Origin of the sequence: Colwellia sp. MB02u-6 (assembly GCF_014077095.1) — a bacterium.
In the GTDB taxonomy this organism is placed as follows: domain Bacteria; phylum Pseudomonadota; class Gammaproteobacteria; order Enterobacterales; family Alteromonadaceae; genus Cognaticolwellia.
This window is the reverse complement of record NZ_JACGVG010000025.1, coordinates 94,622-109,910: the sequence shown is the minus strand read 5'-3', so window position 1 is coordinate 109,910 and position 15,289 is coordinate 94,622. Positions and strand designations below refer to the sequence as shown.

General features: G+C 39.1%; 14 protein-coding genes. 1 reads left to right on the top strand and 13 read right to left on the bottom strand.

Annotated elements, in window-relative coordinates:
- Positions 1–39 precede the first annotated feature (39 nt).
- The 3 genes from H4J46_RS01870 to H4J46_RS01860 form a co-directional block, all read right to left on the bottom strand.
- Positions 40–828: a hypothetical protein gene (locus tag H4J46_RS01870; protein ID WP_182231878.1), complete on the bottom strand. Its 789-nt coding sequence runs from the start codon at positions 826–828 to the stop codon at positions 40–42.
- Positions 829–1,062: 234 nt separating this feature from the next.
- Complete coding sequence (locus H4J46_RS01865; RefSeq protein WP_182231877.1) at positions 1,063–1,611, bottom strand: DUF1415 domain-containing protein; 549 nt, start codon at positions 1,609–1,611, stop codon at positions 1,063–1,065.
- 124 nt (positions 1,612–1,735) lie between these two features.
- On the bottom strand, positions 1,736–3,523 hold the full coding sequence (locus tag H4J46_RS01860) for an ABC transporter ATP-binding protein/permease (protein WP_182231876.1): 1,788 nt from the start codon (positions 3,521–3,523) through the stop codon (positions 1,736–1,738).
- 184 nt (positions 3,524–3,707) lie between these two features.
- Here H4J46_RS01860 and H4J46_RS01855 point away from each other — a divergent pair, with 184 nt between their 5' ends.
- Complete coding sequence (locus H4J46_RS01855; protein ID WP_182231875.1) at positions 3,708–4,226, top strand: DUF2937 family protein; 519 nt, start codon at positions 3,708–3,710, stop codon at positions 4,224–4,226.
- A gap of 107 nt (positions 4,227–4,333) precedes the next feature.
- Here the strand turns inward: H4J46_RS01855 and H4J46_RS01850 are convergent, their stop codons facing one another.
- The 10 genes from H4J46_RS01850 to thrS all read right to left on the bottom strand — a co-directional run bounded on the left by H4J46_RS01850 (position 4,334) and on the right by thrS (position 15,185).
- A complete protein-coding gene (locus H4J46_RS01850; protein ID WP_182231874.1) occupies positions 4,334–4,627 on the bottom strand; it encodes an integration host factor subunit alpha in 294 nt (97 codons plus the stop codon).
- A gap of 3 nt (positions 4,628–4,630) precedes the next feature.
- Positions 4,631–7,042: a phenylalanine--tRNA ligase subunit beta gene (gene pheT / locus H4J46_RS01845; protein ID WP_182231873.1), complete on the bottom strand. Its 2,412-nt coding sequence runs from the start codon at positions 7,040–7,042 to the stop codon at positions 4,631–4,633.
- 12 nt (positions 7,043–7,054) lie between these two features.
- Positions 7,055–8,035, bottom strand: coding sequence for a phenylalanine--tRNA ligase subunit alpha (gene pheS, locus H4J46_RS01840; protein ID WP_182231872.1), 981 nt, complete (start codon positions 8,033–8,035; stop codon positions 7,055–7,057).
- A gap of 314 nt (positions 8,036–8,349) precedes the next feature.
- Positions 8,350–9,642, bottom strand: coding sequence for an ammonium transporter (locus tag H4J46_RS01835; RefSeq protein WP_182231871.1), 1,293 nt, complete (start codon positions 9,640–9,642; stop codon positions 8,350–8,352).
- A 78-nt stretch (positions 9,643–9,720) separates the two neighbouring features.
- Positions 9,721–10,059: a P-II family nitrogen regulator gene (locus tag H4J46_RS01830; RefSeq protein ID WP_182231870.1), complete on the bottom strand. Its 339-nt coding sequence runs from the start codon at positions 10,057–10,059 to the stop codon at positions 9,721–9,723.
- A 506-nt stretch (positions 10,060–10,565) separates the two neighbouring features.
- A complete protein-coding gene (locus H4J46_RS01825; protein WP_182231869.1) occupies positions 10,566–11,669 on the bottom strand; it encodes a phosphoribosylaminoimidazolesuccinocarboxamide synthase in 1,104 nt (367 codons plus the stop codon).
- Between the two features lie 215 nt (positions 11,670–11,884).
- Positions 11,885–12,241 (bottom strand): 50S ribosomal protein L20, encoded by a 357-nt coding sequence (gene rplT / locus H4J46_RS01820; protein ID WP_146878581.1) that lies wholly within the window; start codon positions 12,239–12,241, stop codon positions 11,885–11,887.
- A gap of 15 nt (positions 12,242–12,256) precedes the next feature.
- Positions 12,257–12,451 carry a 50S ribosomal protein L35 gene (rpmI, locus tag H4J46_RS01815; protein ID WP_146878580.1) on the bottom strand — a complete coding sequence of 65 codons (195 nt, stop codon included), beginning with the start codon at positions 12,449–12,451 and terminating at the stop codon, positions 12,257–12,259.
- Between the two features lie 179 nt (positions 12,452–12,630).
- Positions 12,631–13,185 (bottom strand): translation initiation factor IF-3, encoded by a 555-nt coding sequence (infC, locus tag H4J46_RS01810; RefSeq protein WP_182185186.1) that lies wholly within the window; start codon positions 13,183–13,185, stop codon positions 12,631–12,633.
- Positions 13,186–13,274: 89 nt separating this feature from the next.
- On the bottom strand, positions 13,275–15,185 hold the full coding sequence (gene thrS, locus H4J46_RS01805; protein ID WP_182231868.1) for a threonine--tRNA ligase: 1,911 nt from the start codon (positions 15,183–15,185) through the stop codon (positions 13,275–13,277).
- Between the last annotated feature and the right edge of the window lie 104 nt (positions 15,186–15,289).

The following is a 15,289-nucleotide window of genomic DNA, read 5'->3' as shown; positions in this document are numbered from 1 at the left end:
CCGTCATCTTTAGTCTCATATAGTGAAAAACACGGTAAATCAGGCTGAAAAGGTGTCATTTATTGTCTTGGTTTGATCAGCGGCTATTTCCATCTGTAAACCAAATATTTCTCGGTATAAAATTCCCTTTACGTTATAAAATAAAGGCACTATATAAGCTAAACAAAATAGAAAAAATGCGATAGCGATAAAGCTAAGTTCAGATTCACCCGCCATTACAACAGGTAAAGCTGATATAAGTACAGCTAAAGCCAATATTAGATAAATAGCGAAAATTTTGAACCATTGAAAACGCATAGCTTGAATACTTATTGAAATTGCTTTTATAGGTGACATTTTTTTTTCTACCACCAAAGGCAACGCGAGTGACAAGGCTACCGCCAAAAATATGCCAGGCAAGTAAAATAATGTTAAGCCGATGGTAACCAAGGTTGAGCTTAATAAGGCACTAACAGCAACCCAGCTGCCACGCTTTAAAAAGCCAAAGACTAATTTTGGTCGTGTTTTTAAGCCAACTGAGTGGAAAATACCCATCATTTCAACACCAACGATAAAAGGATAAACCACTAAAGTAACGATAATATTAAGTAAAGTCGCTGATCTTTGATCTTGAATGGCCACTTCAATGCCACCCAACTGGCTGCTCACTAGCATTGAAACCAACATGCCAATCATCAAACAGGTAAACAGCCCCAAATTAATCGCCATGCGCGATTTTAAGGTTATTTGCCAGCCTTCTTTCAATATAGTCGCTACATCAAGGTTATATTCACCTTTTACAGCTTCTTCGACACTACCACCAACGTTTTCAACCGGAAGTTTTTCCACAAAAATATTACCTAATGAGTAAGCGTATCACTGACGCTTGTCTTAATTGCCATTAGTATATCGTAATTCACCACTACCTGTGAATAAGCAGAGAAAAGTTATTAACATTCAGCCTATCCAGTTTACCAAGGTTATAGGGTAAGCCCGTTGACTTGAATGCATCAACACCAATTTACAGGAGATAGAATGCCTTGACACTAACTTGCTAATAACAGTGTTTAACGTTAAAAAGGTCTAAGAATTGTTTTTAATACTCATTAACAAGGTTTTAAAATAGTGAGCGCCTTTCTTCTTGGCTAAAGCGATATTATTATCTGGAATACTCTCAGGGTTTTTATAGATACTCAGTACTTTTTCCATGCTGTGTTCACGAATTAAATGTAAGGTAGGATAGGGAGAACGATTGGTGAAATTGCCCGCATCGTCATAATCAGCCTCAGCAAAGCAATATTCAGGGTGAAAGGTAGCCACTTGGAATATACCTTCAAAACTATGATCAACAATAATGTCATTGGCATAATCAACCAAGTCTAAAAAGCGATTAAAGTCTCTAAAACCTTGATTATAGATTAATAAACTCGTTTCTATTTCAGGATTGTCATGTAAGTAGTGACATTGCGATAAAAATTCAACTAGCGCTGACTTTAGCTGTTCTTTATCGCTAATAAAATAATGAATAGTTTGATTAACAAACTCTTTTTTGGCGAATGGACAAAAATTTAGCCCAATAATCACTTGCTCTAGCCATTGTTTGGTTTGGTCAACTTCATCTATTGTGCTCATAACAACTTTCTCAATGTTCTACTTATTTACATATGGGTGTTCGCTTACTGGTATTGGCTTACTAACCGGCTATTACTAGTGCTCAACAACCGGCTATTATTAGTGCTCAACTACCGCTAGGCTATTAGCTGTTATCACTTTGTTGCAGTTGCCACATTTTGTGGTAATAGCCTTTTTTAACCAATAAACCTTGATGTGTACCCTGCTCAACAATCTCACCTTGTTGCATAACGATAATATTATCAGCGTCCACTATCGTGGATAGTCTATGGGCGATCACTAAACTGGTTCTATGTTCGGCAACTTCTTTAATGGCGCTGAGTATTGCTTGTTCTGACTGACTATCAAGTGAGGAAGTTGCTTCGTCAAACACCAAAATACGAGGGTTTTTCAAAATAGTACGGGCAATAGCAACACGTTGTTTTTCACCACCTGAGAGCTTTAAGCCGCGCTCTCCTACCATAGATTTTGCGCCATCGGGTAATCTGCTGACAAAGTCAGATAAATGCGCCAGCTTAAAAGCCTTATTGACCATTTCTTCATTGGCTTCAGGTGCACCATAATTAACATTAGCAAAAAGTGTATCGTTAAATAACACGGTATCTTGTGGCACAATACCAATATTTTTTCTCAGCGAGTGCTGAGTTACTTGACGTATATTTTGTCCATCAATAGTTATTTTTCCACTGTCACAATCGTAAAACCTAAACAGTAACTTCACTAAGGTAGATTTTCCTGATCCACTTTCACCCACTACTGCCACTTTTTGTCCTGACTTGATAGTAAACGATATATTTTTAATGATGGGTCTTTTTACATCATAGGCAAACGATACACCGGTAAATTTAATTTCCGCATCCGATAAGGTCAAAGTGTCCGCATCGTCATTATCTTCTACTTTGGGTTTCTTTAGCATCAGGTCAAACATGTGCTCAATATTGGCTAATGAGCCTCTAATTTCGCGATAAACAAAGCCTAAAAAGTTTAACGGAATAAATAGTTGCATCATGAAGGCGTTAATCAGCACAAAATCACCTAAGGTCATTTTTCCATAAGTAACTTCATATGCTGCTAAGGCCAACATAGCGGTCATCGAAAAAGAGATAATAAGGGCTTGGCCACCGTTTAAGGCAAATAAAGATAAGCGATTCTTCATTTTTGCCTGTTCCCAAGTCGCTAATTGGCTGTCGTATGCTTTTGCTTCAAAGTCTTCATTAGTAAAGTATTTTACCGTTTCATAATTAAGTAAACTGTCGATAGCTCGAGTGTTACTTGATGAGTCTGCCTTGTTGGCTTCGCGTATAAAACGTGTGCGCCAATCTGTTGCATAAACAGAATACACCACATAGAACATAATAGAAGATAGAGTAATTAGCGCAAACCAAATGCCATAATTGAAAAACAAAATACCCACCACCATGATAATTTCAATTAAGGTGGGGATAATATTAAAAACCATAAAGCGCATTAAAAAATTAATACCCGAGGTACCACGGTCAATATCACGCGATAATCCACCGGTTTGGCGATTTAAATGAAAGTCTAAATCTAACTTATGTAGATGCTGAAAAACCTTTAAGCCAATTCTGCGGATCGCCCGTTCAGTTACTCTGCCAAATAAAGTATCGCGAATTTCTGCAAATATAACTGTAGTTAGTCTTACCAATCCATAAGCACCCACTAGCGCAAAGGGGACTAAATAAACCCGATTTTCTTCTTGATTATCTAAAATATCAACAATATCTTTAAGAATAAAAGGCAAATAAACGCTGGCAACTTTTGTTAGCACTAAGCAGGCTAAGGCTAAAAAGATACGGGCTTTGAATTCAAATAAATAGGGTAGTAAAAGTTTAACAACACGCCAATTAAAGGTGGTAACTTCATTATCTGGTTGATGAGAGGATCTGCGCATAATCGCTAGTAGTTTCCAATTGAATTTCAGTCAAAAGCAACTGTTTTGATGGTCAGTATATTAACATCGATTCTGTACGAATATCTGAAAAACCTGACTTTTGAATTAACATTTTATTGCCGATGAACTTTGTCAGTAGTTGTGCTAACGTGAGACTATTATACTAACAGGGTAACTAGCCATTATGTTTGCCTTAATTAACAATGTTATTGATCGTTGTTTTTTCACGCTTACTTTTATATTAGGTGTGCAACTGCCTGAGTTTATGCAGCAATATCAACAGCGACTCGCTGGTCAATTAGCTGAAGCTAGCTCGCAATTAAACCAATTTGAGAACATCGCTCAGCAACACTTTGATGGCAATCTAATCACCATGATCACACGTTACAAAGACGATGCTGAAGCGTCTATTATCAGCACAGGTGAGCTCATTGAGCGTTTGTCCGTTCGTGTTGAATATCTAACAAGTCATTTAACGCAAATTACCCAAACAGATTACCTCCGTGGCGTTTATCACTTCATTTGGCATTTAGATCAAGAAATTGCTCGTGGTACTGCTGAGCATTTTTCTATGGCTATTCCACTTGAGTTAAATGCTATTGCTACCGGTGCAACGCTGGCAATTGGTGCATTATTATTGAAAGAGTTAATGCTACTTACTATTAAACGTACTTTTAAAACCAAGAAAAATACACTTATTTAAAGTCCTATTTGAAAGAATCGCTATTTTTTTGACAATAAAAAAGGTTGCCAAAGCAACCTTTTTTATACAACATTTTATTCGATACTAATGCAAACTGACTTGCTAACTTATTCGCCGTTACCGTTTTCAACACGACTTTTAAGTTTTTGACCTGGGCGGAACGTCACCACTTTACGTGCTAAAATTGGAATATCTTCACCCGTTTTAGGGTTACGTCCAGGACGTTCATTTTTAACTCTAAGGTCAAAGTTCCCAAAACCAGACAATTTTACTTGCTCGCCTGCTTCGAGTGTTTCACGAACTTCTTCAAAAAAAACTTCAACCATATCTTTTGCGTCGCGCTTACTCAGCCCAACTTTTTCAAATAAATTTTCTGCTACTTCTGCTTTTGTTAGCGCCATGATTCAATCCCTCAGAGATGCATTTAGTTCAGTTTTCAAGGTGTCAACCACAAGGTTAACCACGTCAGTGATATCCTTTTCTTCTAAGGTTTTATTATTGTCTTGCAATATCATTGCTATTGCTAAGCTCTTAAAACCAGAGTCAATACCATTACCTCGGTATACATCGAACAAGTTTAGATCAACTAAATAATTTCCGCCAACCTTTTCAATAAGTTGTAGTACCTTATTTGCACTAACTTGTTCTTCAATCACTACAGAAATATCACGTCTATTGGCCGGAAAGCGAGATATGTCGCGTGATTGCGGTATATTCTGTGTGCAAATTTCAGACAATAAAAGTTCAAAAACTAATGTCCGACCGTTAAGGCCTAATTTCCGTTCTAATTCAGGATGTAAGGCTCCAACATGCCCAACCAGCACACCATTTTTGTGAATAGCAGCAGTTTGTCCTGGATGTAAAGCGTCTACTTCAGACTTTGAAAATACAAATGCACTTTCATCGCTGGTTAAGCCAAGTAACGCTTCAACGTCAGATTTAATATCATAAAAATCTGTTGCTGCTTTTTCAATATCCCAATGTTCTTCGCTGCGTTGACCACTTAGTACACCGGCGATCATATTCTCTTGGCGCACACCATTCTCAACACTTTCATCCGGAATAAAACGTAAACCTGTTTCAAATAAACGCACTCGGTTTTGTTGACGATTTTGATTATAGACAACTGATTGCAATAATCCTGTCCATAAACTCACCCGCATTTCTGACATTTCAGATGAAATAGGATGTGGTAAAGTCATGGTCGCCTGACTAGGATGAAGCTGCGCTTGTACTTTTGGATCAACAAAACTATAAGTAATCGCTTCTTGATAACCACGGTTAACTAAAACATGACGTAATTTGCTTAAAGGTAACTTGGCTTCTTTTTGCTCGCGCATTGCTAAGGTTGCTTTTGGCGAAACATTTGGAATATTGTTGTAACCAAAAATGCGGGCTACTTCTTCAATTAAGTCAACTTCAATGCTGATATCAAAACGATATGCCGGTACAACAACCGTCCAAACTTTATCTTGACCTGTCCCCTTTTCTGCGACAGTAAAGCCTAGGCGCGTTAATATTTCGCTAACCTTGGTATCATCAATGTGATGACCAATACGACTATCAAGTTTTGTCCGACGAAGTATCACTGTTCGTTCGGCAGGAATATGTTCTTTTGATGCCGTTTCAACGATTGGACCTGCTTCACCACCGACAATGTCAAGTAAAAGCTTGGTAGCACGTTCCATAGCATCGCGTTGTAGTTCAGGGTCAATACCACGTTCATAACGATGTGACGCGTCAGTATGTAAACCGTATTGACGGGCTTTGCCTAAAATAGCTAAAGGTGCAAAGAAGGCACTTTCTAGAAAAATATCTATTGAGTCACTCGTAACACCTGAAGCTAAACCACCAAAAATACCCGCCATAGCGAGTGCTTTTTCTTGGTCTGCAATGACGAGTGTTTGTGGTGATAGGCTGACTTCATTACCATCTAACAGGGTCAACTTCTCGCCTTCATTGGCGTAACGTACGTTTATACCACCCTCGATTGCTGATAAGTCAAAAGCATGCATCGGATGGCCTTGCTCTAATAAGACATAGTTAGTTACGTCAACCACAGGGTCAATTGAACGTGTGCCACAACGACGAAGTTTTTCTACTATCCATAAAGGCGTTTGAGCCTTAATGTTAATATTTTTAATTACTCGCCCTAAATAGCGCGGGCAAGCTTTTTCAGCTGATAAAGTAATGGCAAGGGTATCGTCAATAGTTGGCTTAACGGCTGTAATGTTTGGCTCAGTAACGCTTAAGCTATTTAATACGCCTACTTCGCGTGCTAGCCCTTTTAAGCCAAGACAATCACCACGGTTTGCGGTTAAGTCAACATCTATGGTTACATCGTTAAGATCAAGGTATTCGCGCACGCACATACCGATCGGTGCGTCACTTGCTAGCTCCATGATGCCGTCAGCACTTTCAGATAAACCTATTTCTGACTCACTACACAGCATACCGTTTGATGCTACGCCACGCAGTTTTGCTTTTTTAATTTTAAAGTTGCCCGGTAAAACAGCACCCACGGTGGCAACCGCAACTTTTAAGCCTAAACGACAGTTTTTGGCACCACAAACAACATCAGCGAGCTCGCCATTATTGTAATCAGGTCCTAAATTGATTTTTGTTACTTGTAGTTTATCAGCATCAGGATGCGGGCCACATTCAACCACTTCACCAATCAACACGCCACTAAACTCACCTGCAACAGGTTCTACGGCGTCCACTTCAAGGCCAGCCATGGTAATTTGATGTGCTAATTCATCTGAAGATATAGCAGGGTTTACCCACTCACGTAACCAAGATTCACTAAATTTCATTATATGGCTTTCCTACTTGAACTGTTTTAAGAAGCGAAGATCATTTTCAAAGAATGAACGTAAGTCATTTACGCCGTAACGTAACATGGTTAAACGTTCCACCCCCATACCAAAGGCAAAGCCGGTATAAATTTCAGGATCAATGCCAACACTGCGCAGTACATTTGGATGCACCATGCCACAGCCTAATACTTCTAGCCATTTGCCATTTTTACCCATGATATCTACTTCTGCAGAAGGCTCAGTAAAAGGAAAATATGATGGGCGGAAGCGAATTTCTACTTCTTCTTCAAAAAAGTGATGTAAAAAGTCATGTAAAACACCTTTCAAATGCGTAAAACTGACATCTTTATCAACCATCAGCCCTTCTACTTGATGAAACATAGGTGTATGGGTTTGGTCATAATCATTACGATAAACTTTACCGGGTGAGATAATTCGCAATGGCGGTTGTTCTTTTTCCATGGTACGAATTTGCACGCCAGAGGTCTGAGTACGTAGCACTAACTTAGGATTAAAATAGAAAGTATCGTGATCTTGGCGAGCAGGATGATGCTCTGGAATATTTAAAGCATCAAAGTTATGAAAGTCGTCTTCAACCTCAGGTCCTTGCTTTACTGAAAAGCCTAAATCACCAAAAAAGCTCTCAATACGCTCTATAGTGCGAGTCACTGGGTGTAAACCGCCTAACTCATCACCACGACCTGGCAAGGTTACGTCAATAGATTCCGCAGCAAGTTGTTGCTTAATAACTTGTGCTCGTAGTAATTCACCACGTTCAGTTAACAACTTTTGCACTTGCTGTTTAGCGATGTTAATCACTTGACCCGCTTTGGGCTTCTCTTCTTTTGACAACTTACTTAGGCCTTTCATTTGTTCAGTGAACAAACCTTTCTTTCCTAAGAAGTTAACGCGAACTTGGTCAAGTTCTGCAGGATCAGTCGCCGCAGCAATGGCTTGTTCTGCCTGCAATATAATATCGTCTAAATTCATGAGTTCCTCTAAAGCGTGTTTAAAGCGCCGATAGTTTTTTTAGTATAAAAATATCGGGCATTAACATCGGCCTAATATTGGCCTTTAGCTAGACTTTTTCGATTAATAAAATGATGGCTAATTTTACACAAAAAATCGTCGATAAAGTAGGGTAAATCTACGTTTTTCAAGAAAAAAGTGCTATTTAACTTTTACTTTTATAAAAGTAACTGATTTTAACCATAATGGCGTTTGGAATTAAAGATAAACTAGGTGGGGATATTAGGAAAAGGCTTGTTACAGCCTTTTCCTATGACAGATTAAATAGTTAGTGCTTAAAGGTTATAACCCACCTCGTCATGTTCAGTTATATCTAACCCGGTGATTTCTTGCTCTTTCGACACACGTAATCCCTTGGTCATTAACGCCACTAGTTTAAATAATAGGTAAGAGACAATCGCGGTATAAATAATAGTCGCACCAATACCAATCAGCTGCACGGTTACCTGTCCTATCATGGTACTAATACCTTCAGCGTAACCAAAACCACTAAAGGCTCCTAGCTCAGTTGAGGCAAAAATACCCGCAAGTAATGTACCTAAAATACCGCCAATACCATGTACAGGAAACACATCTAATGAGTCATCAATTTTCAATTTTTGTTTAATGTAAACCGTACAATAAAAGCAAACAACACCCGCTGAAACACCAATAATTAAAGCACCTCCTGGCCCAACAAAACCTGATGCGGGTGTAATCGTACCTAAGCCTGCAACCATACCGGTTACGGCGCCAAGCACACTGGCTTTACCAAACTTTTTCCACTCGATAGCCGCCCAAGTAAGCGCGCCAGCTGAAGCAGACAAATGAGTGACTAACATGGCCATTGCTGCATCACCATTCGCCGCTAGAGCACTTCCACCATTAAAACCAAACCAACCAACCCACAACATACCAGCGCCTGTCACTGTCATTGTTAGGTTATGAGGCAACATTGGCGTTTTTGGGAAACCGTGACGAGGCCCTAACACTAACGCTGCCACAAGTGCGGCAACACCAGCAGTAATATGAACAACAATACCACCAGCAAAATCGTAAACGCCCATTTGTGCTAGCCAGCCCCCACCCCATACCCAATGAGTAATTGGTGCATAAACCACTAACAACCATAAGCCTGAAAACAGCAATACCGCAGAAAACTTCATTCTTTCAGCGTAAGCACCAATAATTAGCGCCGGTGTGATCACCGCAAAAGTCATTTGAAACAGCATAAATAGGCTTTCAGGAATATCCCCTGCAAGGGTTTCTTTGGTCATGCCAACCATAAGCACTTTACTAAAGTCGCCAATCCATGCATTACCTTCGCCAAAGGCTAAACTGTAGCCGACAATAAACCATAAAATGGATGAAACACCCGCAATAGCAAAACATTGCATCAAAATTGATAGAATATTTTTTCGACGCACCAAGCCGCCATAAAATAAAGCTAGCCCCGGTAAGGTCATCAATAATACCAGTGCTGTGGCTGTTAATATCCACGCGGTATTGGCACCATTAAGGCTTGCTTCTTGAGCAAAACTTGGTAGAGAAAAAGTTAAAGCGAAAAGTGTGATAATTATTTTATTCATTTTTACATCCACTATTTAAATTTTTTTAGGCTTTATACTGAGCAGCCAATTTTATTTTTATTGCTCGATAAAGCTTGATTAAATAGCGTCATCATCTACTTCACCGGTACGAATACGGGTAATGTGCTCAATATTGGTGACAAATATTTTGCCATCTCCTATTTTTCCAGTCTGAGCAGCGCTAACAATAGTGTCAACAACCCGTTCAGCAAAATCATCCTTGATCGCTATTTCAAATTTTATTTTAGGGAGAAAGTCGACTGAATATTCTGCGCCACGGTAAAGTTCGGTATGACCTTTTTGACGGCCAAAGCCCTTCACTTCTATAACTGTCATACCCTCGATACCAATTTCACTTAATGCTTCACGGACATCATCCATTTTGAAGGGTTTAATAATTGCTGTTACTAATTTCATTCGCTCACCTTTAGTGCATTCACGGTCAATTTAAGTTTGAATCTTATTATTTGAGTAATACTAAGCACCATTTGTACCCAAAATAAAAAGCACTTTAAATACAAGTAATTAGGATGTTAAAGTAAGATAAAGACAATTGATCCGCACCAGAAAAGTGCAAGAAAGAAAGGTAAAGGGTCGATTTTGGTGCAAGCTTTTCTTTTTGCATCAAAAACGAACAATTAAATATATCTAGTGGATTAAATATTATTTAAAGGTGAATGGTTCAATCTTCACATTAGCAAAGGCGAAAAATATCAATACTCATTATCGCTATTTTGCACATCAATGTGCTGATGCTATGAAGCTATGCTCTTAAAAGAAGTTAAGTCATGAGTCTGATGCCTGAGCAATTACCAAGATGGCTAGCAACAGTCATGTAATCGCAGCATACCGCTCGTCCTGAGCATAAAAAAGCCCCGCTATTGCGAGGCTATTGCGAGGCTATGTAAAGCTAAAACTAAACGTTAATCAATTAGTTGATATTCATTACGTAAAATATCAATAATTTCTTGTTTAGGATTAGTCGATAACACTATCTTTTTATTGGTTATTTTTTCAGCGATCGCAATATAGGTTGCTGAAACTGCCATTAATACCTCTGCAGGTAACTCATTGTCACGGGCAAGTGCTTCACGTTCAGTCATGCGGTCTTTATTCAGAAGAATATCAGGGTCTGGGAAGTGCTTAAGTAATAATTGACGAAAGCCCTCTTTAGAGTTTTCCACAATTTCACCTGCGCGATACTGCTCGCCGTCCCAAATACGTGATGAATCAGGTGTGCCTACTTCATCCATATAAATAAGCTTGTCGTCGCCGTTACGGTCTTTAACATAGCCAAACTCGAACTTAGTATCGACAAAAATTTGATCAAGTTTCGCTAACTCAGCTGAAATAACATCAAAACCTTCAGTTAATAACTTTTCATACAGAGCGATATCGCCTACTGATTTAAAATTAAAGTCAGCGAAATTATCTTCAATATTTTGTCGAGTTATATTGACATCATCTACTGCAGGCACATCAGGTATACCTTGTAAAACACCTTTAGTTGATGGTGTTTGTAGCAATACTGGCAATTTACTGTCTTTTTCAAGGCCATCGGTTAGCTTTATACCACAGAATTCGCGTTCGCCTTTAGCATACGATCGCCACATTGAACCGGTAATATATTGTCGACATATGGCTTCAATCATCACAGGCTTAGCTTTTTGCACAATCCAAACAAACGGGTGCGGTATGTCAAGAATGTGGCTATCAGCTAACCCTTGCTCTTTAAATAACTTAAACCAATGATTAGAAATGGCATTTAATGCTGCGCCTTTACCAGGAACACCTTTCATACCACCTTCGCCGCGCCAAATACAATCAAACGCTGAGATGCGATCACTGATCACCATAATCGCTAATGGGGTATCTTGGGCAACATCATAATTTTTTTCTTGAATTAAGCGACGACTATCGATTTCAGTTAACCAATAAACAGAACGAACTTTACCGCTATGAACGGCAACATCAGTACGAATAGGTAAATCATTATTTACCGCTAAAATTTGATCAGCAAGACTCATAATAAGACCTTTACTTCCTATAATTGAACATGAACTTTTAATTAAACAAACTTATACCCATTGGGCTAGTTTATTGCTCAGTTTGATATTGTACTCAACTCGCTTAATTTGCTTAATTAACGATTCAACTTTCTTGACTTTTCAGTCAATTTTTTAAAGATTAAAAAAAGAAAAGGACGCCTAGGGCGTCCTTTTCTCAGAGCTAATATCTCAAACTATACTAAAGAAGCTTGCGCTTTTTCAACTAAGAATGTGAAAGCTGCTTTGTCGTATACTGCAATGTCAGCTAGGATCTTACGATCGATTTCAATAGAAGCCTTTTTAAGACCATTAATGAAACGGCTGTAAGATAAACCATTTTGACGAGCTGCTGCGTTAATACGAGCAATCCAAAGTTGACGGAATTGACGCTTACGTTGACGACGGTCACGGTATGCGTATTGGCCAGCTTTAGTTACAGCTTGGTAAGCAACACGATAAACGCGACTACGAGCACCGTAGTAACCTTTAGCTTGCTTTAGAACCTTCTTGTGACGTGCACGCGCTTGTACACCACGTTTTACTCTTGCCATTTTCTATCTCTCCTATTAACCGTGACGTAAAAGTTTTTTAACTGACTTAATGTCAGCTGCCGAAATCATGCATTTCGCACGAAGATGACGTTTAACTTTAGTACGGCGTTTAGTCAAAATATGACGAAGACCGGCTTGTTTAAATTTATAGCCTGTGGCTGTCTGTTTAAAGCGCTTTGCAGCACCTTTATTGGTTTTCATTTTAGGCATGTTAATAACTCCGCATTGTTATGCCAAATATAAAGTAAACTAGGCGAGAATTACTCAGTGCTTAGCGGTTACGCTAAGATGTCGAACTCTACTTGTAGGCCTTGTTTACCAGCTTAAAGATAATAGCGGTGAGCTCAATATTTCAAAAAACATTGAGCTACTTGCAAACCGGGTATTATCTATTTTTTAGGGGCTAGAACCATCACCATTTGACGCCCTTCCGCTCTACGAGGGAAAAACTCAACTACGGTCAATTCTTCTAAATCGTTTTTAACACGAGTTAAAATTTCAAGACCAAGCTCTTGGTGGGCCATTTCACGGCCACGGAAACGTAATGTTACCTTGACCTTGTCGCCGCCTTCTAAAAAGCGTTTCAGGTTGCGTAGCTTTACCTGATAATCGCCTTCATCTGTACCAGGTCGGAATTTAATTTCCTTAACCTGTATTTGTTTCTGGTTTTTACGTTGCTCTTTCTGCTCTTTAGCCTTCTCATAGATAAACTTACCGTAATCCATAACTCGACAAACAGGAGGTTTTGCTGTTGGGCTGATTTCTACAAGATCTACACCTGCGTCCTCCGCTTGGTCCATAGCTTCATCGAATGAAACTATGCCACCTGGTTCGCCGTCATATTTAATTAAACGAACTTCATTGCCTAGAATACCTGTGATTAACTCATTTAAACGATGCGCTGGCTCTTTTTGCCCGCCACGTTGTCCACCTTTAATAGCCATGTTCCTCCAAAGAACGTTGTTACCAAGTGAGCGCTAGTATTAGCTTACTTGGATAAAATAATAATGTACGTGTTCATTTTACAAAGTGTTTAGCGACGAGTTTTCACTTCATCAGATAATTTAGCAATAAAGTCGTCAACCGACATTGTTCCTAAATCTTCACCACTTCGCGTTCGTACTGCAATTTCGCCAGTTTCCATTTCTTTATCACCGACGACTAACAAATACGGAACACGCTTTAAAGTATGCTCGCGGATTTTAAAGCCTATCTTCTCATTTCTCAAGTCTAGTTTTGCTCTAAATCCACTTTCTTTTAGTTTTTTTACAACTTTTTCACAATATTGACCTTGTTTATCAGTAATATTCATCAGAGTTGCTTGAATTGGCGATAACCAAGTTGGAAATTTTCCAGAATACTCTTCGATCAAAATACCAATAAAACGTTCAAGTGAACCTAAAATGGCACGATGAATCATGACCGGGATGTATCTTTCGTTGTTTTCACCGACATAAGTTGCGCCTAAACGCTCTGGCAGTGCAAAATCGAGTTGCACAGTACCACATTGCCAAGCACGTCCCAAACAATCCATTAAGGTAAATTCAATTTTAGGGCCGTAAAAAGCCCCTTCACCGGGTAAATACTCAAAAGCGATGTCGCTATCGGTTAATGCTTTTGCCAAACCGGCTTCCGCTTTATCCCAAATTTCATCACTACCAATGCGACTTTCAGGTCGAGTTGATAATTTAACGATGATATCTTCAAAACCAAATGAGCCATATACGTCATAAACCATTTCAATACATTTGGTGACTTCGGCTTGCACTTGCGATTCCATGCAGAAAATATGCGCGTCATCTTGAGTAAAACCACGTACCCGCATCAAACCATGTAAAGAACCCGAAGGTTCATTGCGATGACAACAGCCAAACTCAGCAATACGCAAAGGTAAGTCACGGTATGATTTTAACCCTTGGTTGAATATCTGTACGTGCCCTGGGCAGTTCATCGGTTTTATTGCGTATTCACGCTTTTCAGACTCAGTGGTAAACATGCCATCGGCATATTTATCCCAATGACCTGATTTTTCCCAAAGACTTCGGTCCATCATCATCGGTGCTTTAACTTCGTCGTAATCGTATTCGCGCAACTTTTCACGAATAAATTTTTCTAACTCAGTGTAAATAGTCCAACCATCGTTATGCCAGAAAACCATGCCTGGCGCTTCTTCTTGCCAATGAAATAAATCTAATGTTTTACCAATTTTACGGTGATCACGTTTTTCAGCTTCTGCTAAACGAACAATATAAGCTTTAAGTTGTTTTTTATCAGCCCATGCCGTGCCGTAAATACGTTGCAACATTTTATTGTCTGAATTACCACGCCAATAAGCGCCAGCTACTTTCATTAATTTAAAATGATGACAATGGCGCATGCTTGGTACATGAGGACCACGGCACATATCGACATATTCTTGATGATGATATAAAGCAGGTGTATCTGTTTTCTCGATATTTTCATCAAGAATTTGTAATTTGTAACTTTCACCACGCTCGGTAAACGCATCGTAAGCGTCTTGCCATGAGCCTGTTTTTTTAATCACTTCATAACCGGTACGGGCTAATTCAGTCATGCGTTTTTCAAGTTTAACTAAATCGTCTTCCGTAATTGACTCTTCAAGGTCAATATCATAATAAAAACCATTATCAATCGTTGGACCAATCGCCATTTTAACGTTCGGATATAGCTGCTTAATAGCATGACCTAATAAATGAGCACACGAGTGACGAATGATCTCAAGACCTTCAGTATCTTTACTGGTGATAAGTTGTAGCGCTGCATCTTCTTTAATTAATTCACAAGCATCGACTAACTCACCGTTAATGCGACCAGCAATGGTAGCTTTTGCTAAACCAGGACCGATATCTAAGGCAACCGCCATAACAGAGGTAGCTTGTTCAAAAGTGCGTTGACTACCATCGGGAAGCGTAATAACAGGCATATATTTTCCTTTGTTCAGTGGTGGCACATACGAAGTGTCACTTGAATTAAATTATTTTGGCAATAAAATTTCGCCGTAGGGTAACCGAAAATAAATTTTAAGTA

What these genes read in the sequence shown, in the direction of transcription:
- infC (WP_182185186.1), bottom strand. Translation starts at nt 13,185, where the DNA reads ATGGCTATTAAAGGTGGACAACGTGGCGGGCAAAAAGAGCCAGCGCAT.
- rplT (WP_146878581.1), bottom strand. Translation starts at nt 12,241, where the DNA reads ATGGCAAGAGTAAAACGTGGTGTACAAGCGCGTGCACGTCACAAGAAG.
- H4J46_RS01855 (WP_182231875.1), top strand. Translation starts at nt 3,708, where the DNA reads ATGTTTGCCTTAATTAACAATGTTATTGATCGTTGTTTTTTCACGCTT.
- pheT (WP_182231873.1), bottom strand. Translation starts at nt 7,042, where the DNA reads ATGAAATTTAGTGAATCTTGGTTACGTGAGTGGGTAAACCCTGCTATA.
- H4J46_RS01830 (WP_182231870.1), bottom strand. Translation starts at nt 10,059, where the DNA reads ATGAAATTAGTAACAGCAATTATTAAACCCTTCAAAATGGATGATGTC.
- H4J46_RS01825 (WP_182231869.1), bottom strand. Translation starts at nt 11,669, where the DNA reads ATGAGTCTTGCTGATCAAATTTTAGCGGTAAATAATGATTTACCTATT.
- H4J46_RS01835 (WP_182231871.1), bottom strand. Translation starts at nt 9,642, where the DNA reads ATGAATAAAATAATTATCACACTTTTCGCTTTAACTTTTTCTCTACCA.
- H4J46_RS01850 (WP_182231874.1), bottom strand. Translation starts at nt 4,627, where the DNA reads ATGGCGCTAACAAAAGCAGAAGTAGCAGAAAATTTATTTGAAAAAGTT.
- pheS (WP_182231872.1), bottom strand. Translation starts at nt 8,035, where the DNA reads ATGAATTTAGACGATATTATATTGCAGGCAGAACAAGCCATTGCTGCG.
- H4J46_RS01860 (WP_182231876.1), bottom strand. Translation starts at nt 3,523, where the DNA reads ATGCGCAGATCCTCTCATCAACCAGATAATGAAGTTACCACCTTTAAT.
- rpmI (WP_146878580.1), bottom strand. Translation starts at nt 12,451, where the DNA reads ATGCCTAAAATGAAAACCAATAAAGGTGCTGCAAAGCGCTTTAAACAG.
- thrS (WP_182231868.1), bottom strand. Translation starts at nt 15,185, where the DNA reads ATGCCTGTTATTACGCTTCCCGATGGTAGTCAACGCACTTTTGAACAA.
- H4J46_RS01865 (WP_182231877.1), bottom strand. Translation starts at nt 1,611, where the DNA reads ATGAGCACAATAGATGAAGTTGACCAAACCAAACAATGGCTAGAGCAA.